General features: G+C 46.4%; 22 protein-coding genes. 7 read left to right on the top strand and 15 right to left on the bottom strand.

Annotated elements, in window-relative coordinates; all coding sequences use genetic code 11:
* Positions 1 to 56: 56 nt before the first annotated feature.
* Positions 57 to 782, bottom strand: coding sequence for a ComF family protein (locus UQW94_RS21755; protein ID WP_322142551.1), 726 nt, complete (start codon positions 780 to 782; stop codon positions 57 to 59).
* Positions 783 to 866: 84 nt separating this feature from the next.
* Here UQW94_RS21755 and bioH point away from each other — a divergent pair, with 84 nt between their 5' ends.
* Positions 867 to 1,634: a pimeloyl-ACP methyl ester esterase BioH gene (gene bioH / locus UQW94_RS21750; RefSeq protein ID WP_005384724.1), complete on the top strand. Its 768-nt coding sequence runs from the start codon at positions 867 to 869 to the stop codon at positions 1,632 to 1,634.
* Between the two features lie 124 nt (positions 1,635 to 1,758).
* Positions 1,759 to 2,223: a hypothetical protein gene (locus UQW94_RS21745; RefSeq protein WP_005379316.1), complete on the top strand. Its 465-nt coding sequence runs from the start codon at positions 1,759 to 1,761 to the stop codon at positions 2,221 to 2,223.
* Between the two features lie 104 nt (positions 2,224 to 2,327).
* On the opposite strand, the gene UQW94_RS21740 is transcribed toward UQW94_RS21745, so the two are convergent.
* Complete coding sequence (locus UQW94_RS21740) at positions 2,328 to 4,649, bottom strand: Tex family protein (RefSeq protein ID WP_322142550.1); 2,322 nt, start codon at positions 4,647 to 4,649, stop codon at positions 2,328 to 2,330.
* Between the two features lie 229 nt (positions 4,650 to 4,878).
* Here UQW94_RS21740 and UQW94_RS21735 point away from each other — a divergent pair, with 229 nt between their 5' ends.
* The 5 genes from UQW94_RS21735 to envZ all read left to right on the top strand — a co-directional run bounded on the left by UQW94_RS21735 (position 4,879) and on the right by envZ (position 10,113).
* On the top strand, positions 4,879 to 6,759 hold the full coding sequence (locus tag UQW94_RS21735) for an ATP-dependent zinc protease (protein WP_005384728.1): 1,881 nt from the start codon (positions 4,879 to 4,881) through the stop codon (positions 6,757 to 6,759).
* Between the two features lie 117 nt (positions 6,760 to 6,876).
* Positions 6,877 to 7,368, top strand: coding sequence for a transcription elongation factor GreB (gene greB, locus UQW94_RS21730; RefSeq protein WP_005379321.1), 492 nt, complete (start codon positions 6,877 to 6,879; stop codon positions 7,366 to 7,368).
* 105 nt (positions 7,369 to 7,473) lie between these two features.
* Positions 7,474 to 7,869 carry a DUF1090 domain-containing protein gene (locus UQW94_RS21725; protein WP_017635004.1) on the top strand — a complete coding sequence of 132 codons (396 nt, stop codon included), beginning with the start codon at positions 7,474 to 7,476 and terminating at the stop codon, positions 7,867 to 7,869.
* Positions 7,870 to 7,998: 129 nt separating this feature from the next.
* Entirely contained in the window at positions 7,999 to 8,718 is a 720-nt protein-coding gene (gene ompR / locus UQW94_RS21720) for a two-component system response regulator OmpR (protein WP_005379333.1), read from the top strand.
* Between the two features lie 102 nt (positions 8,719 to 8,820).
* Complete coding sequence (gene envZ / locus UQW94_RS21715) at positions 8,821 to 10,113, top strand: two-component system sensor histidine kinase EnvZ (RefSeq protein WP_017820700.1); 1,293 nt, start codon at positions 8,821 to 8,823, stop codon at positions 10,111 to 10,113.
* Between the two features lie 71 nt (positions 10,114 to 10,184).
* Here the strand turns inward: envZ and UQW94_RS21710 are convergent, their stop codons facing one another.
* From UQW94_RS21710 to UQW94_RS21650, 13 genes are all read right to left on the bottom strand, one after another.
* On the bottom strand, positions 10,185 to 11,573 hold the full coding sequence (locus UQW94_RS21710; protein WP_322142549.1) for a uracil-xanthine permease family protein: 1,389 nt from the start codon (positions 11,571 to 11,573) through the stop codon (positions 10,185 to 10,187).
* Positions 11,574 to 11,805: 232 nt separating this feature from the next.
* The gene (gene recG, locus UQW94_RS21705) at positions 11,806 to 13,887 is read right to left on the bottom strand and encodes an ATP-dependent DNA helicase RecG (protein ID WP_170897477.1); all 2,082 of its coding nucleotides are present in this window, start codon (positions 13,885 to 13,887) and stop codon (positions 11,806 to 11,808) included.
* Between the two features lie 253 nt (positions 13,888 to 14,140).
* A complete protein-coding gene (gene trmH / locus UQW94_RS21700; protein WP_017635001.1) occupies positions 14,141 to 14,824 on the bottom strand; it encodes a tRNA (guanosine(18)-2'-O)-methyltransferase TrmH in 684 nt (227 codons plus the stop codon).
* A gap of 52 nt (positions 14,825 to 14,876) precedes the next feature.
* Positions 14,877 to 16,997 carry a bifunctional GTP diphosphokinase/guanosine-3',5'-bis pyrophosphate 3'-pyrophosphohydrolase gene (gene spoT / locus UQW94_RS21695; RefSeq protein WP_005379340.1) on the bottom strand — a complete coding sequence of 707 codons (2,121 nt, stop codon included), beginning with the start codon at positions 16,995 to 16,997 and terminating at the stop codon, positions 14,877 to 14,879.
* A 39-nt stretch (positions 16,998 to 17,036) separates the two neighbouring features.
* A complete protein-coding gene (gene rpoZ / locus UQW94_RS21690; protein ID WP_005379346.1) occupies positions 17,037 to 17,309 on the bottom strand; it encodes a DNA-directed RNA polymerase subunit omega in 273 nt (90 codons plus the stop codon).
* Between the two features lie 181 nt (positions 17,310 to 17,490).
* Positions 17,491 to 18,114 (bottom strand): guanylate kinase, encoded by a 624-nt coding sequence (gene gmk / locus UQW94_RS21685; RefSeq protein WP_005379347.1) that lies wholly within the window; start codon positions 18,112 to 18,114, stop codon positions 17,491 to 17,493.
* A gap of 448 nt (positions 18,115 to 18,562) precedes the next feature.
* A complete protein-coding gene (locus UQW94_RS21680; RefSeq protein ID WP_322142548.1) occupies positions 18,563 to 19,786 on the bottom strand; it encodes a hypothetical protein in 1,224 nt (407 codons plus the stop codon).
* Positions 19,787 to 19,795: 9 nt separating this feature from the next.
* Positions 19,796 to 20,428 (bottom strand): energy transducer TonB, encoded by a 633-nt coding sequence (locus UQW94_RS21675; protein WP_005379353.1) that lies wholly within the window; start codon positions 20,426 to 20,428, stop codon positions 19,796 to 19,798.
* Between the two features lie 4 nt (positions 20,429 to 20,432).
* Positions 20,433 to 20,840, bottom strand: coding sequence for an ExbD/TolR family protein (locus UQW94_RS21670; protein WP_005379359.1), 408 nt, complete (start codon positions 20,838 to 20,840; stop codon positions 20,433 to 20,435).
* A 25-nt stretch (positions 20,841 to 20,865) separates the two neighbouring features.
* Positions 20,866 to 21,393 (bottom strand): MotA/TolQ/ExbB proton channel family protein, encoded by a 528-nt coding sequence (locus UQW94_RS21665; protein ID WP_005379363.1) that lies wholly within the window; start codon positions 21,391 to 21,393, stop codon positions 20,866 to 20,868.
* Between the two features lie 9 nt (positions 21,394 to 21,402).
* Positions 21,403 to 22,764: a MotA/TolQ/ExbB proton channel family protein gene (locus UQW94_RS21660; RefSeq protein WP_017634999.1), complete on the bottom strand. Its 1,362-nt coding sequence runs from the start codon at positions 22,762 to 22,764 to the stop codon at positions 21,403 to 21,405.
* A gap of 3 nt (positions 22,765 to 22,767) precedes the next feature.
* The gene (locus UQW94_RS21655) at positions 22,768 to 23,532 is read right to left on the bottom strand and encodes a DUF3450 domain-containing protein (protein ID WP_005379365.1); all 765 of its coding nucleotides are present in this window, start codon (positions 23,530 to 23,532) and stop codon (positions 22,768 to 22,770) included.
* A gap of 65 nt (positions 23,533 to 23,597) precedes the next feature.
* Entirely contained in the window at positions 23,598 to 26,198 is a 2,601-nt protein-coding gene (locus UQW94_RS21650; protein ID WP_213893906.1) for a TonB-dependent receptor plug domain-containing protein, read from the bottom strand.
* Positions 26,199 to 26,635 lie beyond the last annotated feature (437 nt).

The following is a 26,635-nucleotide window of genomic DNA, read 5'->3' as shown; positions in this document are numbered from 1 at the left end:
TACTCTTGTTGACGTATGGGTCTAGTCTTTTTGATGCTAAGGCATGGCGAAGCGATCTAGAGAGAACGAGGAGCAGGTGTTCTGCAGATGCAGTAAATATCGATGCTTTCTATGCCAACTTCAAGTAGTAAATGACATAATTGTCGGACGGTACTGCCTGTGGTGACTACATCATCGACGATGGCAACATGGGAAGAGTGAGGGCGCTTATTGAGAATAAACGCGCCTTTTAAGTTTTGTTCACGGCTTGTTTTGGTATTACCACGCTGTGATTGGGCGAGCTTTACTCGACGAAAGACCTTCGCATCAAAATTGGCCTGTAATTGCTTGGCGAGGTGTCGGGCTAAAACATCACTTTGATTAAAACCCCGGCGCAGGTAACGCTGCCAGTGCAATGGCACACTGGTAATGATTGGAGCTGGCGTGGTGATGCGCTGTGCCAGTTGCTCGGTTAATGCTTTTACATGCCAAGACTCTCCGTGATCTTTAAAGCGTTGTACTTCCCGTGAAAGGGGAAAGTCGTAATCGCCTAACGTGTATAGCCTTTGCCATGGCGGTGGCTTTGAAAGACATTCACCACAAATACTATCCGTACTCATTTCTTCTTTCTGTAATGATAAACCGCAGCGTTGACATCGTTTTACCGGAGTTAGGTATTTTAAACAGTGCTCGCACCAGCGCAGAGTATTTGTGTGGCTTGGTGTTTGAATAGGGAACCGACACAGGCCGCATTGACTGCTCAATACGCGATGCATGATGTTTTGCCAGTGATGAGATAACATAGCGTTTATTCATGGTGATATTTTACTCAGCCTAACGCTTGGCTGAAGCCGTAGGGAATAAAATAAGTGGGAGAGATTGAGAGCATGAGCACGAAATTACACTGGCAGTCATTTGGTCAGGGACCAGATTTGGTGTTACTGCATGGTTGGGGCATGAATGGTGCGGTATGGCAGCAGACAGTCGAGTCTCTTCAACCTTATTTCCGAGTTCATGTGGTTGACCTTCCGGGGTACGGACATAGCGCCGAATCTCATGCCGAAGATTTAGACCATATTGCTAACTTGGTGGTGCAAGGTGCGCCAGAGAAAGCGATTTGGCTTGGTTGGTCCCTCGGAGGTTTAGTGGCGACGCATGTGGCGTTAAATATGCCCGAGCGTGTGGCTAAGTTGATTACGGTTGCCAGCTCACCTAAATTTGCCGCAGAAAAACCGTGGCGTGGCATTCAACCGAATGTACTGAGTGCGTTCACCTCTCAGTTGCTAGAAGATTTCTCACTGACCATTGAGCGCTTTATGGCGTTGCAAGCGATGGGCAGCCCATCAGCGCGTAAAGATGTTAAACAGCTCAAGCAAGCGGTACTATCGCGCCCTCAGCCAAACCCTGAATCGCTGTTGGTTGGGCTAAACATCCTTGCTGATGTGGATCTGCGCGATGCGTTGACGTCTCTTTCTGTTCCAATGTTGCGTCTTTATGGCCGTTTAGATGGGTTGGTGCCAATTAAAGTAGCTAACGATTTAAGTGAACAGTTGCCTCATACCCAGCAGTTTGTTTTTAATCAGTCCTCTCATGCGCCTTTTATCACCGAACATGACGAATTTTGTGTTCAAATCCGAGAGTTTGCTCACGATTGAGCAAGTACGAGCGGAAATACCTCAAGTTGTTTAAAAAGTGGTCGATATAAAGACTGGTGAGGTTTTATTAGCCAATAAAGCTAAGCCATATTGACGAGTTGGGCGACTCTGAGGAGGGTTCGCAATGATTGTGTCACCGACCAACGTAAGTGTGCCACTGATCGCCCCATCCGTGAATGTGCAGACGGAACAAGCAGCTCGCGACAATAAAGTCCGAGAGCCTGTAACGCCAACGGTCGCATTGGCCAAAACCAATGCAGAGCGAAAAGTAAAAGGTGACGACAAGCGCCGACGACAGTCTTCTTGGGATCCTTCAGAGCATCCTGATTATGATATGGAAACGGAAGTCGACACGCGTTATCAAGAAGAGCCGGAAGATACACTAGAACGGCTTTTTAGTTTGCTTGCGCTCAAATCGTATAGTGAAGACCAGGGGAAAGGCTACGCGATCCGCTTTCGCTTACCAAAGCGCATTTTGGATGCTGCGATCAATGAAGGATTAATGGAAAAGCGCAGGAAGGTGATCAAGTTTCATTATGGTCATGCAGTCGCTCCCCATACCCCGTCAGAAGTGATAGCAGTATTATGACGACTCAATATCCTACTCAAACAAAAACGCTCCAAGCAGGTTGACTGATTGGAGCGTTTTCTTTTTAGTTATGAAAGCTCGTTAGCGGTGAAGCCTAGGTAAGATTACTTTTTCGCTTTAGCAAACGCTGCAGCAAATGCACCGCCCATCGCGCTGTTCGATGACGAATCATCACGGCGAGGCTGACGACGCTGCGGTTGGTCATTACGACGCGGCGCTGCTGATGAGCGTTGGCTACGGTTGTCTTGACCCGGTTCGTCGTTCATACGCATCGATAGACCAATACGTTTACGCTGCACGTCAACTTCCATCACTTTCACTTTGACGATGTCGCCCGCTTTCACCACTTCACGTGGGTCAGACACATAACGATCTGTCAGTGCAGAGATGTGTACGAGACCATCTTGGTGAACGCCGATATCAACGAAGGCACCGAAGTTGGCTACGTTCGATACCACACCTTCTAGAATCATGCCCGGTTCCAAGTCAGATACCGAGTTTACACCTTCTGCAAACGTCGCCGTTTTGAATTCTGGACGTGGGTCACGACCCGGCTTATCCAGCTCTTTGATGATGTCTGTAATGGTTGGAACGCCGAAGTTATCGTCGGTGTAATCGACCGCATGCAGACCTTTAAGGAAGCTTGAATCACCAATCAGTGCTTTGATATCTTTGTTGTTCTTCTCAGAAATCGCTTTGACCACTGGGTACGCTTCTGGGTGAACCGCAGACGCATCAAGTGGGTTCTTACCATCCATGATTCGTAGGAAGCCTGCACACTGCTCGAACGCCTTAGGACCTAAACGAGGTACTTTCTTTAAGGTTGTACGTGCTTCGAAGCGGCCGTTCTCATCGCGGAAGTCGACAATGTTCTGCGCGATGGTGCTTGATAAGCCTGCTACGCGCGTCAGTAGCGCCGCAGAAGCAGTGTTCACATCAACACCAACCGCGTTTACACAGTCTTCCACAATCGCATCTAGGCGTTTTGCCAACATAGATTGGCTTACATCGTGCTGGTATTGACCCACACCAATAGATTTCGGATCAATTTTCACGAGTTCAGCCAATGGATCTTGCAAACGACGTGCAATCGACACTGCACCACGCAGTGATACGTCCATATTCGGGAACTCTTTTGCTGCAAGCTCAGACGCTGAGTAAACCGAAGCCCCCGCTTCACTTACGATGATCTTCTGAACTTTCAGGTTGCAACGTTTGATGACGTCTGCGACAAAGCTGTCGGTTTCACGTGAAGCCGTACCGTTACCAATCGCAATCAAATCCACATTGTACTTACGCACCAACTGATCAACGATTTGTGCTGACTTGTCGTATTGTTTTTGTGGTGGGTGAGGGTAGATGGTTTCGGTTGCAAGCACTTTACCTGTTGAGTCGACAACCGCGATTTTTGAACCTGTACGCAGACCCGGATCTAGGCCAAGTGTTGCACGAGGGCCAGCCGGTGCTGCCATCAACAAGTCTTTTAGGTTAGTGGCGAATACTTCAATCGCTTCGATTTCAGCGCGCTCTTTCATTGCGCCCATTAGCTCGGTTTCCATGTGCATCGATACTTTGATGCGCCATGCCCAGCTGATCACTTGCTTACGCCAGGTATCCGCCGGTGCGCTGCTTAGCGTTACGCCATAATGGTCGGCGATAATCGTTTCGCAGTAAGACTGACGAGCGCCTTCTTCCTGTTCTGGATCAGCGTTCATCGCCAATGTCAGGAAGCCTTCGTTACGGCCGCGTAGCATCGCCAGTGCGCGGTGCGATGGCACTTTGCTTAGGGGCTCGTTGTGGTTGAAGTAATCTTTAAACTTCTCGCCTTCTTGCTCTTTGCCTTCAACGACTCGTGAAACCAGTTCCGCATTGCGATTTAAGTGGTTGCGAATTTTTTCCAGTAAGTTTGCGTCTTCTGCGATGCGCTCCATGATGATCGCGCGAGCGCCATCCAATGCAGCTTTGGTGTCTGCGATGCCTTTGTCTGCATCAAGGTATTTGCTTGCTTCGCTTTCTGGCTCGGTTTGTGGGTGATTCCAAAGCTGATCTGCGAGTGGTTCAAGACCAGCTTCAATCGCGATCTGACCTTTCGTACGACGCTTTGGTTTGTAAGGTAGGTATAAGTCTTCAAGACGAGTTTTGCTGTCTGCCTGCGCGATCTCTTGTTCTAGCTCTGGCGTCAGTTTGCCTTGCTCTTGGATTGATTTGAGGATGGTTTGACGGCGATCATCCATTTCACGAAGGTAAGACAGACGGCTGTCCAAAGTACGCAGCTGGGTATCATCAAGGCCCCCCGTCACCTCTTTGCGGTAACGTGCAATAAAAGGGACAGTGTTGCCATCATCAATTAGGGTGACAGCGGCGTTGACTTGCTCTGGGCGAACATTCAGTTCTTGAGCAATCATGCGACAGATAGCTTGGCTCATCCGTGTTTTCTCTTTTAATTCAGTTTTGGTTGTATAGAACATTGGGGTCGTTCGAAGAATTTGCAATGTTTTAAATTAACGAGGCAAAAATTTACCGGGCGCTGGTGGACATCAGTCAGATTTATGTCAAAACTGTAATTAAATTGAGAACTTATATCCGCAGTTATCGACTAACCTAATTCCACGGTTGTTGATATCACTAAATGTACCTCGGCTTATACGGATAATCATGATGAAAAAAATGTCTTTGGCGTTAGCGCTTACGAGTGCCTTACTTGCCGCCCCGCTTAGTTGGGCGCAGTCTATCTCAGGAACCACACAAGCTCCCGTTTATCAACTCGATAACAAATTGGTACTAGGGCGTGTGGAGAGCGTCTATTACAGTGATATTCCGGAACTAAAAGCGGTGCCATTTATTGGTAAGATTGATACTGGTGCAGATACGACATCGATGCATGCGGAGAATATCCATGTCAGTAGCTCACACCCAGATTACCAAGATTTGAAAGATAACGAGTTACTTTGGGCGATTGTCGATGACTTAGGTGGTACGAAGGCAAAGTGGGACGCCGACAGCTTTAAGCCATATCAAGTAAAGGTTAGCTTTACGGTTCCTCACCCTTATACAGGGAAGGAAATACAGATTACCGATGATCTGGAAAGAGTGAGCGCGATTCGCAGTCGAACAAGCAAAAAGCCCATCCTACGCCCGACAATAAAAATGCCGATGACAATTGCTGGTCACACCGTTGATACGGAAGTCAACCTGACCAAGCGTACGCAATTCTCTTCTCCTATCTTGATTGGTAAAACTTATCTCGATGATAACGCATGGGTCTTCGCTGGTTACGATTATCTTCAAGAACAGCCAAGCGCAAAAATGATTGGCAAAAAAGAGACGGTTGAAGTCGAAGGTGTGCCATATAAGATCAGCATCTCAACTTCTAGCCGTTATACCAACGTCCATGCACTGGACATCAAGGTAGACAAAAAGCATAACGAAGTCTCTTTTATGTTAGAGGGCGAGAATGGCAAGCGTCACCCAATGACATTACCCTTGGTACGAATGCTGAAAACGACCAAAAGCGAGCGTCCTTTAGTCTATTTACCCGTCAAAGTCGGTGAAAATGAAACTCAACGTTGGTTGGTGTATCTGCGTGATCGCAGTAAGTTCAGTTCGCAAATTCGCTTAGGTCGGGACGTTGCGAGTCAGCACTTTGTTATTGATACGGACAGAGAAAATCTATTGGGTGGCGTAGAAAAAACGTTCAAAAGCGCACTCAAATCAAAACCTCTTGTCGTTTCACCAGAAGAACAGGTCACCATTGATGGTTATACCGTCCCTGCTTACCCCACTTTTACTGTGAAAACGCCATTACTGCGTGTAAATGGGTTTGAAGTAACAGAAAAAGGTAAGGATGAGTCCGTCACGTTTTATTTAATGAACGATGAGGGGAAAGAAGAAAAAATCACCAAACCAGTGTTGAAAAAGCTCAAGGTTGGCAGCGCGGTGCGCCCTGTTGTCGAAGGAGACTTTCTTCTCGGTAGAAAAGACACATCAATGAAGTTTGCGCTCGATGTGCTTGATGAGGGTGACACTCAACCCTTTTTCGTCTTTGGTCATGACATAGCCAAGGGTGGCGTGTTGCTGAACACTCGCGCAGACCATCTACTAGATGCAAGGCCACTTTTCAAAGCTGGCCATATCGAAGTGGCGGAAGTTGAGGGGATGTCTTTCCCTGTGAAGTTAGACACGGGTGCAGATGTAAGCTCAATCAATGCTAAGAACATCAAGCAGTTTAAGAAAGACGGCAAAGATATGGTGAGCTTTACCTATGAGAACGATCTTGGCATGAAACAGGCGTTTACCAAGCCTGTTGTTGATGTCATGCGTATTAAAGCTAAGAAAGGTGAGAAAGCGAACGTACGCCCTGTGGTTGAAATGCATGTTAAGCTTGGCGAATTAGAGAAGAAGATCCGAGTCAACTTACAGGACCGAGGTCGCTTCCATTACAGCATGATTTTAGGTAAAAACTTCCTAAAACATGGCGCGGTTGTTTCGAGTGATACGAATTACATCGTGACGCAAAAACCGGATTACGAAAAGTAACACTCTGGCCGCCTTATCACCTTGATACCCAAAGCCTGAACAACATTGGATCTTTGAGTATATCATCTCCTTAATGCTGCCAAAGAGCAGCATTTTTTAGTTGAGATAGGAGTTAATTTGAAAACTAAGCTGATTACACGAGAAGGTTACAACAAACTCAAACAAGAGCATGATTACCTTTGGAATGAAAAGCGCCCGGAAATCACCAAGATCGTTACTTGGGCGGCGAGCCTGGGCGATCGCTCAGAAAATGCGGATTACACCTTCAATAAACGTTTACTCCGTCAGATCGACCGCCGTGTCCGCTTCCTTCGTAAATTCCTGCCAGAAGTCACGATCGTTGACTATTCTCCGCAACAAGAAGGCAAAGTCTTTTTTGGTGCATGGGTGGAAATAGAAAATGAGGCAGGAGAAGTGAAAAAGTTTCGTATTGTCGGGCCTGAAGAGATTTATGGCGATGCGAAAGACTACATCTCTATCGATTCACCTATGGCGCGAGCGATGTTGAAAAAACAAGTGGATGAAGAGTTCACGGTACGCACCCCAGAAGGTGAAAAAGAGTGGTTCATCAACTCAATTGAATACACTCAACCGGCCTCGGAAGACTGAGGCTTTATCACCGATTCAAGTCTCATGAAGTTCACTAGAAGTGACTTGGGTCTCAACGTCAGAATATTTGGTATAAAGGCATGGTGCCTTTCTCGGAGAAGTAAAATGAACAAAGCAGTCATGTGTAGTGCTGCACTAACAATAGGTTTCTCACTTTCAGTTTTTGCTCAAGATGAAGTGAAAGGCTGTGACGCTAAAGAGTTAGCGGTAGAGCAGCAGCTTGAGTATGCAAAAGCACAAGGTAATGAGCATCGCATTAAAGGCTTGGAGCAAGCACTTTCCGCTATCCAGAATGAATGCTCGGAAGGTGAGCTGCGCCAAGAGCTGCAAGCAGAAGTGGAAGAAAAGACTAAAGAAGTTGAGGAGCGAGAGGAAGAATTAGTCGAAGCTCAGCATTCAGGGAAAGCAGACAAAATTGAGAAAAAACGTCACAAGCTGGCTGAGGCACAGCAAGAGCTGCTTGAGGCCAAACGTGAACTGGAATGGAATTATGGTCAATAGTAGGTGCTGAAAATACCTGCTAGAGAGAGAATAAAGCGCTTAAGATAAAAAGAGTAACAATTTGCTTGAGCACGTTAGGAAAAACAGTGATACATTTTCGACAATAGACGCTTCTGAAAGGATGTTTCAATGCAAGAAAATCATAAAATTTTAGTGGTTGATGACGATGCTCGTTTACGTGCTCTATTGGAGCGTTACCTTTCTGAGCAAGGTTTTCAGGTACGAAGTGTCGCCAATGGCGAACAGATGGATCGCCTACTAACGCGCGAAAACTTTCACTTAATGGTGCTAGACCTAATGTTGCCAGGTGAAGACGGTTTGTCGATTTGTCGTCGTCTACGCCACGCGAACAATATGTTGCCAATCTTAATGCTCACCGCGAAAGGTGATGAAGTGGACCGCATCGTAGGTCTTGAGGTAGGGGCGGATGATTATCTGCCAAAACCGTTTAACCCACGCGAATTATTGGCTCGCATCAAGGCCGTATTACGCCGCCAAACCGTAGAGTTGCCGGGTGCACCAAGCACGGAAGAAAAAGTGGTGGAGTTCGGGGAGTTCCGACTCAATCTAGGCACTCGCGAGATGTTCCGCGGTGACGAGGCAATGCCACTCACCTCTGGAGAGTTTGCTGTTCTAAAGGCGCTCGTGATGAATGCACGTGAGCCAATGTCACGAGATAAATTGATGAACATGGCGCGTGGCCGTGAATATTCTGCAATGGAACGCTCTATTGACGTACAAATCTCACGCTTACGTCGCATGTTAGAAGACGATCCGAGCAAGCCGCGCTACATTCAAACCGTGTGGGGCCTAGGTTATGTTTTCGTCCCAGACGGCAAAGAGGTGTAACCTCTTCACTCCATAGCCAGCACTTGGCTATAGCAACTTCAGCCTTCATTACCTTCCCTTTGAAGGCTGAAATTTCGCGATTAGGGCCACTAGGAACGTTCCATGCGCATCCGAAGTTCATTGACACAATCTATTCTGCTGTTCATCTCTTTGCTTCTCGCGAGCCAAGTTTTCTCTTACTACGCCGTTTTTAACTACGCGTTGATGCCGAGTTTGCAGCAGTTCAATAAAATTCTCGCCCATGAGCTCAATTTGGTGCTTGATGATGAAGGACCTTTAAAGTCTGATGCACCGTTAAGGCGTCAATTGTTAGAAAGATTAGGGGTGACGGTTCATAGTCTCGATAGCGATAAGGCGATTGAATTTCATCACGCAATGTCGATTGATTTGATGTCTGAAGAAATGAGCCAAGAGCTGGGTTCGCCCACAGAAGTACGCTTATTGCTTGGCGATGAAAGTTACATTTTGTGGATGCACATCGAAAAGTTGCCGAACTCCATCATTCGTATTCCGTTATCTGAGCTGCAAGAAGAAGATTTTGCACCGCTGTTTCGTAACAGTTTGATTATGGCGCTGCTGATCATTGCTGGTGGTTGGTTGTTTATTCGTTTGCAAAACCGTCCACTTTTGGCTTTAGAGAGAGCCGCGAAAGACGTCGGTCGAGGTGAGATCCCGCCCCCCTTAGCAGAGAAAGGCGCATCGGAGATTCGCTCTGTAACTCGAGCCTTTAATCAAATGTCGAAAGGTATTCAAGAGCTAGAAGAAGACCGAGCCTTATTAATGGCGGGGATTAGCCATGACTTACGAACGCCTCTGACGCGTATTCGCCTAGCGACAGAAATGATGTCTCCTGAGGACAGCTATCTTGCGGAGGGGATCATTAGCGATACGGAAGAATGTAATGAGATCATCAGTCAGTTTATGGATTATCTCAAACCGGTGAACCAAGAATCGTTTGAAGCGGTTGATATCAGTACGATTGCCAGTGACGTCGCCAGTTCTGAAGGTGGTTATGAGGTTGAAATTGAAACAGATCTTAATCTTAACTTGCCGCCAGCCAAAGGAAGCGCGATTGCGATTAAGCGGGCGATCAGTAACTTAGTTGTGAATGCGCTACGTTATGGCAATGGCTGGGTCAAAATCAGCACTGGTGTGACAGCAGATAAGCAGCTAGTGTGGATTTCAGTAGAGGACAACGGACCGGGTATCGAGCATTCCCAAATCGCGAGGTTATTTGAACCCTTTACGCGTGGTGACACCGCTCGCGGTAGTGAAGGCACTGGGCTAGGGTTGGCGATTGTGAAGCGTATAATCAGCCAACATTCAGGCTCTGTGGTGATGCGTAATCGCAGTGAAGGCGGTTTAATCGCTCAAATCAGCTTTCCTACCAAGTAAGTCGATGGCCTGCACCCTTTAAACAAAAAGCCCAACCTAAATAGGTTGGGCTTTTCTTATTCTCAATAATCTTAAGACTCTTTCACTTCCTGAGGAAGTTCATCTTCGTCTTCCAGTTTCTCTGGCAGAAGTAAATTTAAAATGATCGCAGTGATGCCACCTGCTGCAACACCAGTTGAGAAAATACTCTTAATAAATTCTGGCATAAATTGCAGGATCTCTGGTTTTTGTGCGATACCAAGTCCCATTGAGAAGGATAAGGCCATGATCAGAATTGCGCGGCGATCGAGCTCAACACGAGAGATAATACGCACACCAGCGGCAGCAATCGTACCAAACATGACAATCGTTGCGCCGCCAAGTACTGGCTCAGGAATCAGCTGAACAAAGCTAGCGACGCCAGGAAACAAGCCAAGAATCACTAACATGCCAGAAATAAAGTAACCCACATAGCGGCTCGCGACTCCTGTTAGCATGATGATGCCGTTATTCTGGCTAAATGTTGAGTTCGGGAAGCTGTTGAAAACGGCTGCGATTGCAGAGTTTAAGCCGTCTGCTAACACACCGCCCTTAATGCGTTTCATGTACAGTGGGCCTTTTACTGGCTCACCAGACACTTCAGATGTTGCGGTAATATCACCGATGGCCTCTAGTGCGGTAATAAAGAAAATCAGTACCAGCGGAATGAACAGAGACCAGTCAAACGATAAGCCATATTGCATTGGTACGGGCAGTGCTACGATCTCGGTTGCGCCTAGCTGAGAAGTATCTACCATCCCCATAAAATACGCCATGATGTAACCCACTAGCATCGCAATCACGATTGAAGCCACACGGATGTATGGGTTTTTCGAGCGGTTTAAAATCACAATTAATCCAAGTACCGTCCCAGCCAGAGCAAGTTTGTCTAAGCTGCCGAAGGTTCCTTCATTTAATGCTGCGTAGCCACCGCCCATTGATACTAAGCCGACTTGAATCAGTGTGAGACCGATAAGAGTGACGACGATGCCTGAAACGAGCGGAGTGATGATTCGGCGGGCATGCTCCAATACGCGAGATAGGAAAATTTCTGCAAATGATGCGACTAAAATCGTACCAAAAATGGCAGCCATCATGGTGCTGATGTCTGCTCCACCGGCTTTCAGCGATAGGCCTGCACCAATAATAGGGCCTAAAAAGTTAAAGCTGGTACCTTGAACAGAGAGCAAACCTGAGCCGATTGGGCCAATGGTGCGAATTTGAATAAACGAAGACACGCCTGACGCAAACAAAGACATGCTGATGATGGTATTCGTTTGGTCTGCTGGTACACCCAAAGACTGACAGATGATCAGTGAAGGAGTGATAACCGCGACGAACATCGCCAATAAGTGCTGAAGTGCGGCAAAAATAGTTTGAGGCAAAGGTGGTCGATCGTTGAGTTGATAGACCAGTTCCGAAGATCGGTTTGAAGTTGTCATTGTTTGTCTCGCTAGTCGCAATATTTCCCTAGTTCTCGCTGAATGGGAGAGCAGGGTGGAGTTGACGTCGTTACCTGTGATTGCTGTTAATCAGAGTCAACTCAGGTTGGTGGAGTGTGATCTAACACACTTAAAAATTTGTGCGCGATTATAGAGAGATTTACGCCAAAAGCAAACGTTTGCTTTGCTTTTGGCGTATTAAAAAACGAGCCATTTGGCTCGCTTTCAATCATTACGCTTTGGAGTAAATATCCCGCTCACCCAACCAGCGATCGATAATCGCTGTTGCGTTAGACGGGTAATTGTCATGAATATGACGCGCAATGCGCTGAACTTCGGGAATCAGACGTTGATCTCGAACTAGGTCTGCGATTTTGAAATCAGCAAGACCTGTCTGCTTTGTACCCAATAGTTCTCCAGGGCCACGAATTTCTAGGTCTTTCTGCGCAATGACGAAGCCATCGTTACTTTCACGTAGTACTCCGAGACGTTTTTGCGCGGTTTTTGACAGAGGAGAGTGGTACAGCAGCACACAATGGCTAGCAACGGAACCTCGGCCCACGCGACCTCTTAACTGGTGTAATTGTGCCAAACCAAGACGTTCAGGGTTTTCTATGATCATCAAGCTAGAGTTTGGCACATCCACACCAACTTCAATCACTGTCGTTGCGACCAGCAAATGCAGTTTATTGTCTTTGAAATCTTGCATCACCGCTTGTTTCTCTGCCGGCTTCATTCGTCCGTGCACTAGACCAATTTTTACGTCCGGCAGTTTACGTTGAAGCTCTTCTGCGGTATCTGCCGCGGCTTGCGCTTCTAATACTTCCGACTCATCAATCAGGGTACACACCCAATATGCCTGCTTGCCTTCGTTTAAGCAGGCATTTCGGACACGCTCGACGATGTCGTCACGTTTTGTATCAGGAATGGCAACGGTTTGAATCGGCGTTCGACCTGGTGGTAGCTCGTCAATCACGGAAGTTTCCAGATCGGCGTAAGCGGTCATCGCTAAGGTTCGAGGAATAGGCGTCGCCGTCATGATCAACTGATGAGGATAAGCGCCTTGTTTTGCGCCTTTTTCACGCAATTCTAATCGCTGATGGACACCGAAGCGGTGTTGTTCATCAATGATGACCAAAGCAAGGTGATGAAATTCAACGTGCTCTTGGAATAGCGCGTGAGTACCCACTACCATTTTTGCTTCACCACTGGCAATACGAGCCAGCTCGGCTTCCTTTGCCTTACCTTTGAGTTTGCCCGCTAACCAACCGACTTGAATACCCATTGTTTCAAACCAGTTTGCGAAGTTGATAGCGTGTTGCTCGGCCAATAGTTCGGTTGGCGCCATGAGTGCCACCTGATGGCCATGCTCAATGGCTCTAACAGCGGCCAAAGCGGCAACCAACGTTTTCCCCGAACCAACATCGCCTTGCACTAATCGCATCATTGGGTGCGGTTTTTCTAGATCGGCTTCAATCTCTTGTACTACTCGGGTTTGAGCGTTTGTAGGAGAGAAAGGCAGTTGGGCTAAAAGCTGCGTTTTTAGTTTATTACAAGGACCGAGAGGTAGCGCTGAATCCTTCTGACCTTTGCTACGCACCGCTAGCATCGATAAGTTTTGTGCGAGCAATTCTTCCATGATCAAGCGGATTTGGGCAGGATGTTTGCCTTCGTCAAACTCATCTAAATTAATGGTTGGTGGTGGGCGATGAATGGTGTGCAGCGCTTGCGACATCGTGATTTGATGGTCATACAACCCCGCTGGAAGTAATTCCTGCACTGCGGTTTTATCAAGCAGGGCTAAAGCTTGTTCGGTAAGGTTGCGTAATGTGATTTGGCGTAAACCATCGGTGGTGGGATAAACAGGGGTTAAGCTCTGTTCTACATCGGGCTTTTGCTCGCTGACGTAAAACTTGTAGTCAGGGTGAACAATTTCCAAGCCCACGCCACCGCGCTTAATTTCACCGTAAGCATGTACTAACTTACCTTGCGTGAAATTGTTCTTCATGGCTGCGGTAAAGTTGAAAAAGCGCAGCGTGATAGTGCCATTACCGTCGCTGATTTTTACCGTTAGCATTTTGCGCTTACCGAAGATAGTGTCGACTGCCATGACCTTACCTTGCACGGCCGCCCAAAGGCCAGCATGCAGTTTGGCAATAGGGTAAATACGAGTACGATCTTCGTAGCGTAACGGAAGGTGAAACAGCAAATCTTGAACGCTATGTAAGCCAACTTTGGCGAGTTTTTCTGCGACTTTCGCGCCAACTCCAGAAAGGGAGGTTAATGGGACGGCAGATAACATTTGGGCGGACATAGAGGGCTCAAGAAAATGGTTAACATAGCAGTATGTTAACCATGGAGCTGTGTTTTTGTACAGGAAAAAATAGTCATGCTTTAGTTAGTGTCATGATTTGACTGATAACCTATCATTCCGAGGAGCTTTAGCGACATCAGGATTCTATTTCCAACAAGTATGTCGCTGAAGTTAACACTATTAGCATCTGTATATTTGAGAATTAGATCCTGAACCACGCTCCTTCGCCGCTGTTTAGAATGACGAAAGTCTTTTACTTGCTTTGCATCTCTTGCCACCACGCGTCATCGGCGATGATTTGACCTTCTTCATCGAGTGGTGGGTAAACGAGCCCTTTTCGTTTCGCGACCTTTGCCAGCACTGGGTGACCACGTTCAAAGAGAATACGGTTGATTGTCTCTTTAGGCAGAGCGCTTTCTTCTCGGTCGTACATGCCTGCGGCTTCACGTTGACGTTGCGCTTCATACAAAATTACGGCACTGGCAACCGATACGTTTAGTGACTGCACCATGCCCACCATTGGGATAATAATGTCTTGATCGGCAAGCTGTTTGGCTTGCTCCGAAGCGCCAACTTTTTCACTGCCTAAAATGATTGCCGTTGGTCTGGTGTAGTCGATCTCGCGAAAATCGACGGCGGTGTCCGAAAGATTGGTCACCAAAACCTGCATACCTTGCGCTTTGAGTTCGGTAATCGCAGTTTCAATCGAATCGTGAGTATCCACTTCAACCCAGTTACGCGCGCCAGCTGAGGTATGGCTCAGCGTACGCATTTTGTCTGGCCAAATTGCGTGAACTTTGTGTAAGCCTGTCGCGTCAGCGGTGCGGATCACAGCTGAGACGTTGTTTGGCTTATGTACTTCTTCGAGACAAAGTGTCAGATCAGTTTGGCGAGTTTTTAGGACTTGGTGAATACGGTTGTAACGTTCTAGGTTCATATTTATTGAGGTATAAAAAATCGCCACCTAACAGAGTAGGTGGCGATAGAGGTTAGTTCTTTCTGCGTCTGACTCGGGTTGCTTGAGGCATTGCCTTAATCTTACGCATGATACCAGCAAGGTGGACACGATCTTTCGTCGTCAACAGCACAGTCACAGTGTATAGACGACCATCACGTTCTTCCGTTGAAAGGCCATGAATGTTTGATCCTGTTTTCGAGATCACGTTGGTCAGTTCTGCAAGAGCACCTTGGTTGTTAAGCATGTCGACTTTAAGTTCAGCAATGAACTCTTTATCGTAGTCTTCAGACCAAGCGACAGCCATATAACGGTCTGGCTCTTTCTGATAACCACGAACATTCGGACATGTTTCTCGGTGAACAACCAAACCACGACCAGGCGATACGTGAGCAATAATGTGATCATCTGGGATAGGATGACAACAATTTGCAAACGTCAGCAATAAGCCTTCTGCGCCACGAATCGGAAGCTTCTTCTTCGAGTCCGTTGGGATTGAGCTTGTTGTCGTGAGCTCTTCGGTGTCACCAAGGAGCCGACGTGCGATCACAATGCTCATCAACTCACCCAATCCAATAGCAGCCAATAAATCATCAATGCTTTCTAGGCGAAGATCATTCAAGACTTCTTGGATATTTTCTGGATAAATTGAATCAATCGAGTGACGGCCAAGTGCGTGATTAAGTAGACGACGACCTAAAGTAATCGACTCTTCACGACGCATCGTTTTCAGTACTTGTCGAATCTTAGTGCGGGCACGAGAAGTCACGACATAGTTCAGCCATGCCGCATTCGGACGCGCACCAGGGGCACTGATAATTTCCACCGTCTGACCGTTTTTCAATGCCTTACTCAATGGGTAAGGGTTACGATCAACACGAGCACCAACACAAGAGTTGCCTACATCGGTATGTACGGCATAGGCAAAGTCGACAGCCGTTGCGCCTAAAGGCAATTCAACGATACGACCTTTTGGTGTGAAGACGTAAATCTCATCTGGGAAAAGATCGGATTTTACGTTTTCAATGAATTCGAATGAGTTACCCGCGCTTTGTTGTAGCTCTAACAGGCTTTGCATCCAACGCTGAGCTTTCACTTGCGCAGTGGTGCCAGACTTGTCGCCTTTGTCTTTGTAAGACCAGTGTGCCGCGACACCTTTGTCCGCCATTTGATCCATATCTTCAGTACGGATCTGAACTTCAACAGGTACGCCGTGTGGGCCAACCATGGAAGTGTGTAGCGATTGATAGCCGTTCGCCTTTGGTACCGCGATGTAATCTTTCATGCGACCAGGACGTGGCTTATACAAGCTGTGTACTTGGCCTAAAACGCGATAACAAGTATCAGCGGTATCAACAACGACTCGGAACGCATAGATATCCATGATGGTATGAAAGCGCTGTTCTTTGGTTTTCATCTTGTTATAGATAGAGAACAGGTTTTTCTCACGACCAACGACGCGAGCATTCAAGCCAAAATCTTGCAGACGGCCTTCTATTTCGCTGTGAATGCGTTGGATCATCTCTTTACGATTACCACGTGCGGCTTTAACCACTTCTTTCAGTACGCGGTAGCGGTTGGGATATAGCGCCTCAAAGCCCAACTCTTCGAGTTCGGTTTTGATATTGTGAATACCAAGACGATGAGCGAGGGGCGCGTAAATTTCTAACGTTTCACGAGCAATACGACGCTTTTTATCTGGTCGAAGCGCGCCAAGCGTACGCATGTTGTGCGTGCGGTCAGCCAGTTTGATCAGAATGACGCGGATATCTTGCACCATGGCCAGAACCATCTTACGAAAGTTTTCAGCCTGAGCCTCTTTCCTATCGCGGAATTTGAGTTTGTCCAGTTTAGATACACCATCAACCAATTCTGCGACAGTGTTGCCGAATTTCTCTTCGAGATCTTCTTTAGTTACATCACAGTCTTCAATGACGTCATGCAGCAAAGCAGCTTGGAGGGTTTCGATATCAAGGCGCATTTCGGCCAAGATACGAGCCACAGCGACAGGGTGGATGATGTATGGTTCACCGCTAGAGCGGGTTTGCCCTTCATGGGCATCTCTCGCTACCACATAAGATTGACGCAGAGCCTCAATCTGAGGCTCTGTTAGGTATTCTTGGGCAACGTCTTTGAGGCTATCGAATAGATACAAATTATAGGCCCGGGAGGTTGTTGAATTCTAAAGTCAGAATTAACGGTTGTGAGCGATGCTGCTTACTGCCGCTAGCTCTGCCGCTTCTTGCTCTTGCTGTTCTTGACGTTCACGAGCGTCTAGAACTTCTTTAGTAATTAAACCTTCTTCGATTTCGCGTAGAGCGATAACCGTTGGCTTATCGTTCTCTTCTGGCACTAGTGCATCTTTACCGCCAGTTTGCATTTGACGAGCGCGGCGAGCCGCAATCAGTACTAGGTCGAAACGGTTGCCAACTTTTTCAACAGCGTCTTGAACAGTTACGCGTGCCATGAGGACTCCAAATAGTTAACTAAAATTTTAGAATGACGAGAAAGTATACAACCTAACTACTTTATTTACTAGCAATTAGACAAGCCACCGTTTGTGGACTTTCTCAGGTAGTTTATTGTGTCTTTCGCACTGGGCAAAAAACGGGAAATTCTTTATGTTTTACAGCGTGACTTTTTTGAAGTTACTCTGCTAACAACGCGTCAAGCATACCTTTATATTTAGCAGCTTGCTTTTCTTCCTTCAATCTTTCAGCACGCAAGATAGCTTTAAAATCCATCAAAGCGGTATCAAAATCGTCGTTTACGATCACGTAGTCGTACTCGTTGTAATGAGAGATTTCCGACTTGGCTTCAGCCATACGCTTTGCGATCACTTCATCGCTATCTTGACCACGAGTGTTCAAGCGACGCTCTAACTCACCGTTTGATGGTGGCAGGATGAAGATGCTTTTGGCTTCTGGCATTTGTTCACGGATTTGGCGTGCGCCTTGCCAGTCGATATCTAGAAAAACGTCGATACCTTTATTTAGTGTTTCTTCAATCCATACACGAGATGTGCCGTAATAATTACCAAACACTTCTGCGTATTCTAGGAAGTCACCTTTAGCGATCAGGGCTTCAAACTCATCTTTCGCTACAAAATGGTAGTGGACACCATTTTCTTCACCAGGTCGCATGTTGCGCGTGGTGTGAGACACAGACACTTTCATTGCGTAGGTTGGGTTGCGTTCCAACATCGCTGAGATCAAGCTAGATTTACCTGCGCCGCTAGGTGCAGATACGATATAGAGAGTACCTTTGCCCATTGTACTGTTCCACTTTTGATTGGATTGATTGAGTGCCGAAGGAAAGTTCGACATTCTTATAACGATAGCACTGGCATTGAGAAATCAACCACCAAAGGGGTGGATATTGGTGATAATCCCGCCAGAAAAATGGAGGCGAAGAGTATCATGATCTCTATTTTGTTACCAGTTGATCTTTCTGTCTGTGATCGTCCCAGATGAAATAGTTACTTACGGCAGAGTGTTCCTAAACAGCGAAGAAGGAGCGTGGTACAGGACTTACCATCCGCGCACTCTGTTATTAAAACCATTTCTACAACCGTTTAGTGTGCTGATTTTAGGTTTAGAGTCCCGATTTGGCTTGCGTGAGTGACTTTGGTTAAAAATAGGGGGTAATTAAGATAAGACGGAAAAAAGGGGAAGCTTTCACTTCCCCAGGCGTGCGACTGACTCACACTTAATCTTCGAATTATCCTTGAGACTCTAGGAAATTTATCCAAGGGCTAACGGTTGACCTGAATTTTGGCGATTGAGCAGCGCCTTTCATCGCCTGCAAGGCCTTTTGTGGCTGCTTAAGCTCGAAATAGGCCATCCCGCGAATGTATTCAAGTTCTGCCTTTTGCTCTTTAGAGGCACTGGATGCTGCGCTTTCTACAAAAAGAGTTGCTTCAGAATACTGCTTGTCTTGTATCATTAAGCGAGCAATCTGAATTTGCGTTTTAGCAGAAGGAGCGAGGTTATATGACTTTTTATAAGCGAGAATTGATTTATCTAGCTCTTTAGCTTGCTGCCAGAAACTGGCTAGGCGGTCATAGTTTTCCTTCGTCTTTTCAATGTTTCCAGCTGCCATTTCCTTTTCAAGAGTTTTGGCTGCTTTATATGGAATACCTTGATAAGCCAAGAAGTTTACAAAGCGTAAATATTCCTTCTCTCCTTCTAGTTTCCCCATTTTGTAAACCATTTCTAGGGTGGCTAGAGAGTTGCGCTCTTGGCCTAGCTCCATGTAGACACCAGAAAGTTGCATCCAGTAACGCTTTTTCTGAGGGTACTTTGAAGTCAGAGTTTTGAGTACACTGGCAACGCTTTTCAGCTGGCCTAACTCGTAGTGAGATGCAACGAGAATTAAGTACCAAGACTCACTTGGGCTCTTGCTCATCGCGATGGCTTTTTTGGTTGGCGGGATTGCATTTTTGTAATCTTCCAACTGAACATAAGCGCTCGCTAACGTGATATAAGCATGAGCTTGAGGCTTCTCTTTGGTTGTTTCTGCAACCTTGAACCATTCCTTCATCGTTTTTACAGACAACGTATACTTTTCTTCAGCTAGGTAAAGCTGAGCCAAGCTGTAGCGAACTTGTTGAGCAACAGGAACGGGAAGTGCGTCGAGCTGTAATGCTTCGGCAAAGTATTTTGCTGCTTGCACATAATTGTCTTGTAGCGAATACAAAAAGCCAGTCTGCTGAAGTAAAACTGCTCGGTCGTATTTTTTCGAACTTGTGCTTTCTAAAGCGCTTGCTAGTTTTTCTTTCGCTGCTGAATATTTTTCAGTTGCGATCAACTCTTGCACTTTGTTAACGGTTCGAAATGTCCGATCTGATAACTGAGGAGCTTCTTTTGCCATCGTAGGAGCGGTCATTGCCACTCCTGCGAAGAGAATTAAAGAAGCCACTTTGCTTTTCCATAAACTTTTCATCGTGACTCCTTAATTGGTTGAGAACTCTATTTCTTGCGATAGGCGCGAGCTAACAGGTTTCCCGTCAACCAATTTTGGTTTAAATGTCCATTTAGAGACTGTTTTTCTTGCCGCTCGACCGAGGCCTAAGCGTCGTGGTTGCTCTTTAAGAACTTTGATGTCCTCTACGGCACCACGTGCGTTGACAGTAAACTCTAATAAGACGACCCCTTTTTCTATTCCTGCTTTCGCAGCTTTCCTAGGCATTTGAGGTTGGAATGTCGCTAGAGGTGTTGGACCTCCGCTACCCGCGAGTTGCGCACCTCCACCCTGGCTATAATGTCCAAGCACCGAACCACCTGTAACATTTACGGGTAGGTCAAGCTTTGGCATATCCATTGGGGTCTGCTCCATCACCGGTTTTACTGTCGCTGTCACTTTCATTTCTGGCGGCGGCGGCGGACGCTTAGGCGGTGGTGGCTTTGGAAGTTCGCGTTTTTTCTCCTGTATTTTTTCGTCTGGTTTAATGCGAATAAACTCGACCATACGCAGGTCATCATTCGACACTAACTCGTGGCGCTCTTTGTTTACTAGCTTGTCCATCCCCCAGAACAACCCGAGGGAGACAATGAGCGCCAGTGCAATTGAGGCCAGATACCGCATAAGCTTAATCCTTATTGGTTGCGGCAATGGAGATGCTTTCTACACCTGCCATTTTGATCTGGTCCATAACCTTCACGACTACGCCAGCATTTGCTTCTGTGTCGGCTTGGATAACAACTGCGCCATCAGGGCTTTCTGCACGAAGACGTTCAATATTCGCGCGAACCGCGTCCACTTCGATGCGGCGTTTATCAACCCAAACATCACCCGCCGCACCAACTGCGACCATGATGTTACCTTTTTTCACGGTTTGCGCAGAGCTTGCCGTCGGGCGGTTTACTTCTAGACCAGCTTCTTTTACGAACGATGTTGTTACGATAAAGAAGATCAACATGATGAATACGATGTCGAGCATCGGTGTCATATCGATAGCGGTTTCATCACTGCTATCACTGCTATAGCGTCTTTTCATGACCTATACCTCTAATTCCATTTACTCAGGCAATATGCTTTAGCTTATCTTCCAGCTTTTGCGTTGTGACTTTGGCTAAATGATCAAGACGTGAACTAAAGAACAGTCCTGATAGAGAAGCCACCATCCCGGCTAACGTTGGGATTGTTGCCTTTGAGATCCCCGAGGCCATTGCTCGAGGGCTTCCTGTTCCTGTTACCGCTAAGATGTCGAATACTTGGATCATGCCAACAACGGTGCCGAGCAAACCCAGTAAGGGACAAAGCGCAATCAATACTTTCACGATTGGCAGGCCCTTTTTATTCTCAATGTCCTGACGAGAAACAATTTCTTGTCGGATCATCTTAGCGTTCCAGCTCTGGTGCTCTGATCGCCCCTGCCATGAGCCAACGGCTTTTTTCATGGCTTTTGGAGCGACGGCAGCAAAATAGAACCAACGTTCTAACAATACTGCCCAAAGCATAAAGCTGAGGATGAAGATGGCGACGAGTACATCGCCACCCATTCCCAAGAAGCGCCTAATTGATTCAAGTTCTCCAACTAACCACCACATAACGCCTCCTTAGCTTTCGGCTTTATGTAGTTTTTCCTGATAGCGAGCGATGAAGCCTGCACTCTGTTCTTCAAGAGTTTGAACCAAACGACGACCTTTACTGTGTACGATGGTGTAAAGGAACAGCAATGGAATTGCGACAACCAGACCTAGCATGGTTGTAACAAGAGCTTCAGAAATACCGCCAGCCATCAGTTTAGGATCGCCAGTACCGAACAGAGTAATGGCTTGGAATGTGCCGATCATGCCCATTACCGTACCCAGTAGACCAAGTAGAGGTGCTACAGAAGCAAATAGCTTGATTGAACTGATGAAGCGTTCAATGCTTGGAGCGTTACGTAGAATGATTTCGTCAAGCTTCGCTTCCAGATCTTCAAGGTTGTCACCTTTGTGCTCTTGGTAAGCCTGGATAACTTCACCCAATGGGTTACCAGGAATCACGGTTTCTGATTTCGCTTGCTTACGCATTTTACCGCCAATCACTTGAAGGCGTAGGAAGCAAACTAGAGCAATGATAGCGCCAACTGCACCCATACCAAGGATGACGTAACCTACAATGCCACCTTGATCAATACGTTCTTGAACGGTAGGGCTTTGTACAAGTAGAGACAGAATTACACCACGGGATGGGTCAATAAACAGTGGCTCATAGCTGTTTGACGCTGACTCAAAGCCTGCAACATGACGTGTAATATTGGTGCGAGGCTGTCGAGAGAGTTCTTCGAACTTACCTGTTTGAGGTACATAAGTAACGTACTTACCATCGGCAATCGCGTTAAATTCACCGACAAGAGTAACATCGCGAACCGCTTCTTTACCTTCGCCATAAACAACCGTTGCTTGGGTTGTTGCTGTCTCGCCTGAGGCAACCACTTGTTGAAGAATGGTATGCCAGAATGCTTCTAGCTCTTGTGTTGATGGCAGTTCTTTGCTTTCAGCCAGTTTCGTTAGTAGAGCGTCACGCTCTGGGAACTGAACAGCGTTTTGAGAGGCAGCAAATAAGCCCTTAAACTCGCCCGCATATTGGCGGACCACACCAAACATTTCGCCCAAAGTACCAGAGCGAACACGTAAGGTTTCTGTTAGTTCAGTCAGCTGCTTATCGTTTTCATCAAATGTCGCTTTAAGTTGATCGCCCAGTGCTTGCTGTGAAGCTAGCTCTTCACGAGCCTGTTGCAATAATGCTGCTTGCTTATCTCGGTTGTTCTTGAACTCAGCTTCACGGGCTTTGTTCTCTTTTGACTCAACGATGCTTTCTGATTTTACGTTTTTGAGTAGTTCAGATAGGTTTTTAGGCGTTTCTGCTTGTACGCCTGAAGCCATAAATAAGCTCGCTAGTAGACCAGCGGCTAGAGTTTTGAATCCTTTCATCTCTTATTCCTCCCCAGCATATACAGGCAATTTGATTAGCGCTGGTGGCGCTTGCTTCTTCGCGATACGAAGGCCTTGCTGTACCGCTATGCGGTAGCTTTCCGGTAATGTTTCCCATTGACGTGTTTGTTGGTTCCACATACCTGTCTCACCACCGTCTGGAGATTGGAATAAAAGCGCCGTGCGACCAATACGTAGGAAATCGTAAGTCACGGTTTCCCCATTTCTATCTAGGCTAGCTTTGTAAGATTCAATTGAGCGAGAGAAGCCTTCTTCAATTTGGTAGGCTTCCATCACTTTACGGAATTTCTCAGAAGTCGTTACGTCGGCGCGATCCATGAGACGACGCAGTTCTTGGACACGTTTATTACGTTCTTTTTTCTGGAAAGGCAGATCGAGAGTCACGAACTCATCGAGTGCATCGATCATTTTAAGTGTTAGTGGCACTACTTCTGTTGCCGTTTGATCGATCTGAGCAATTTGGTTATTTAATGAGTCCAATTCACCTTGCTGTGATTGAACCATACGATTAATTTGCTCGTTGTAGACTTTCATGCTATCGATTTGACGTAGTAAGCCTTTGTATTCTGCCAACATGCCTTCAGTACTTTCGGCATAATTGTCGATTTTTTGTTGCGAAGCTTCTGAAGATTGATTTGCTTTTGCTTGTGTGGAAACGACAGCACCAGAGTTGGCCGCTATAGAGCTACTACTGATAGTAAGCAATGCTGCAGCTATGGCACTGAGACCAAATTCCTTGAATTTCATGGTTGCATCCTTGTCAGTGTTTTAGTCAGTCGAAAAGGGCGCGGAAAACCCGCGCCAAATATTTTTTAGAAGTCGTATGATGCCTCGACGTATAGCTGACGTCCGATTGGATCGTCATACCCAGTTGCATAGAATGGAGAGGTATCGCTTAGAGGATCTGCAGGCGGTACTTTGTCAAACATGTTGATAGCACCAAGAGTTACACGACCACTCTCGTTGAATTGGTAAGAAGCCGTTAGGTTCCACGTTGTCATACTAGCGATTTCTGCTTTGTAACCCGCTTTTTTAGCAGAATCACAGTCATCAAAGTAGTAACGGTTTGCGTAGCTTGAACACATACGGTCGCGGTATTTACCAAATAGGTTGATAGCGACATCTTCATATGCCCAGCCAAGATTTAACGTTGCGGTGTATTCAGGCATGAAATCTCTTTCATCCGTTACAGGTTCGCTGTCGTTTTCTTGATATTCAGCAATCAAGATCTTCGTTACAGCAACACGCGTGTTAAATGAACCGAACTCATTAGTGTCGTATGCGTATTTGATCGCTAGGTCAATACCAGAACGCTCTTCATACGACTGGTTCACTGGACCATAGGATACCGACTTGATGGTGCCATCTGGGTTACGAACGACTTCAGTACCTGGGTATTTACCTGGATCGTTAATTACATCTTGGTAAGTTGGTGCAGTTACGACGTCTTCCATTTTGATGTGGTACCAGTCAACGGTTACACCAAGATCATCCACAGGCTCCCACGCTAGGCCCAAGTTAATGTTTGTACTTGTTTCTTCTTTCAGCTCTGAGTTAGGGCCATTAAGCGTATCGAAGTACTGAGTATCACACTCTGGGTACTTATCTTTATCTTGTGGGCCGCTACCACCAGCATTGGTACAAAGCTCTGGGTCAAAGCCAGAACCAAAGCCTCGAGTTTGATCACCAAATAGTCGCTTCAAGTCTGGAGCTCGGAAGCCTAGACCGTAGCTACCACGTAGCAATAGGGTGTCAGTAGGACGGTATGCTAGGGCTACTTTAGGAGTGAATGCGCCGCCAGTTGCCGAGTCGTCGAAGTAGTGGTCGTAACGACCAGCGACAGTCATTTCTAAATCTTCAATGATAGGAATAAGAGCTTCAACACCAAGACCAATCTGATCGCGGTCACCGCCGCCTGATGTTCCACCTAGACCAGAGAAACCACCCGCTGCTGTTGTAGCATCAATCGTCTCATTGTAGTCAGTACGGTTCCATTCACCATAAACAGCAAAGCCAGACATACCTGCAGGAAGTTCAACCAAATCACCAGCCAGTGAGCCGTTAACAGAGTAAAGCTTTGAGTAAGCTTCTTTGCTTGAAGTGCCGCTGTATTTGTCTACAACGTCTTGAGAGATAGGCCCTAGAAGATCGACATCACCATTTTGTACAGCTTGGTCGAGAGTTAGGAAGATTGCTGGGTTGCTTGTTTCAACGCTTTGCTCAGAGTAACCAGCTGATAGGTCCCAATCATACGTATCAGCAAGCAGGCCGTTCAAGCCTAAGGTTAAGCCAAAAGAATCGGCTTCAGTGTTACTTTCGCGTGGTCCAAATTCGACCATACGGCGAGTGTATTCGCCTTCGCCGCGGAAGTGAGTGGCATCAACTTCTACGCTGTAAGGGTTAGGTTCGAATTCAGATTCTGTAGACTTGTAGCCAAAACGGGCTTCTGCCATGGCAGTGACATTGTCGTTAATGTCCATTTCACCACGTAAAAGTAGGTCTACTTGTTTGTTTTCTGGTTTTAATGTTCGGTACGCAGAGCGGTTAACACCACACTTTCCATCCGCTCGTTCAATCGCGGCATCACCAACGACTTCTTTACATGAAGAACCTGCATCAGCTGGTGTTAGAAGTGTTCCGTTGGCGCCTTCAAAGTTTGCACCGTAGCTAGAGTAGCCACTTAGCTGAGAACGGCTAGAACCGTCATCGCCAGCCCAATCATCTCGGTCAGATTGCTTTAGCATTTCGTTGCCCGCAAATTGGCCAACGAAGAGAATACGTTTGTCGTCAAAGTTTTTGCCAGCTACAACGTCTAAACGACCATTTTGGTAACCACCATCCGTCGCGTCACCCGCGCGTACTTTTACAGAAACGCCATCAAAGTCTTTCTTTAAAATGAAGTTTACGACACCACCGATTGCGTCGGAGCCGTAGATAGCAGAACCTGAGTCGGTCATTACTTCAACACGCTCAATGGCGGCGACAGGGATTTGGCCGATATCTTGGAAGTTAGATGTACCATTTTGTGCTAGCGGGTATTGAGGAAGACGACGGCCATCAATAAGAATCAATGTGCGTGACGCGCCAAGGCCACGTAAGTTGACTGACTGCGCTGCTGGTGTAAACGAGAAAGAGTCTGTTTGAGCCATTACACCACCTGTGTTTTGGGTCAAACTGTTCAATACGTCTTGCGCGCTGTTAAAGCCTTTAGACTCAATGTCTTTACTATTAATAACAGTAACTGGTGAAGGACCTTCCATATCCGTCGTGGAGATACGCGAACCAGTAACTTTCATCTTTTGAAGTTTTTCAACTTGCTGCTCTTCTGCCAGTGCTGTTGCTGGGGCTGCAACTGCTGCCGTCCCCAAAGCAAGGCTTATCGCAACAGATAAAGCGGTTGTGTTTTTATACATCCTTGTTGCTCCGATTATTATTATTTCCTATGTCTGGCCGCATAGCGGCCAAATGTGACGTTAATATTTCGTTAACGTTCGGCCAATGTATAACCGAGATGAAAAAAGGAAGTCAAACCAGTGGTAAACGGGGATGCTTAAATGTAAAAAAGATGTAAATAACCAGGCTTTATTTAAAAGGCGGAATAAAAAACCGAATAATGTTTATGAATCGATATTAAATTTCAATAAAACACCGTATTTTGTGTTTCTTATAAACTTTAATGACTTATCTTGCCTATGGTTTTTTAGTGGGTAATTGAATCTGGAAAAAGATATTTTTCCAGTGAATTGTTCTGAGATGAGTTTTATATCGAATCCATACTTTGTTAGCTCGAACTTATTAGGTGGTATCAAAATATGATACCCATTGCGGTTAAAGGGCTCACTCGTATTTT

The sequence above is a fragment of the Vibrio sp. PBL-C16 genome, from assembly GCF_034321865.1.
GTDB lineage: Bacteria > Pseudomonadota > Gammaproteobacteria > Enterobacterales > Vibrionaceae > Vibrio > Vibrio alginolyticus.
This window is presented reverse-complemented; position numbering and strand designations above follow the sequence as displayed.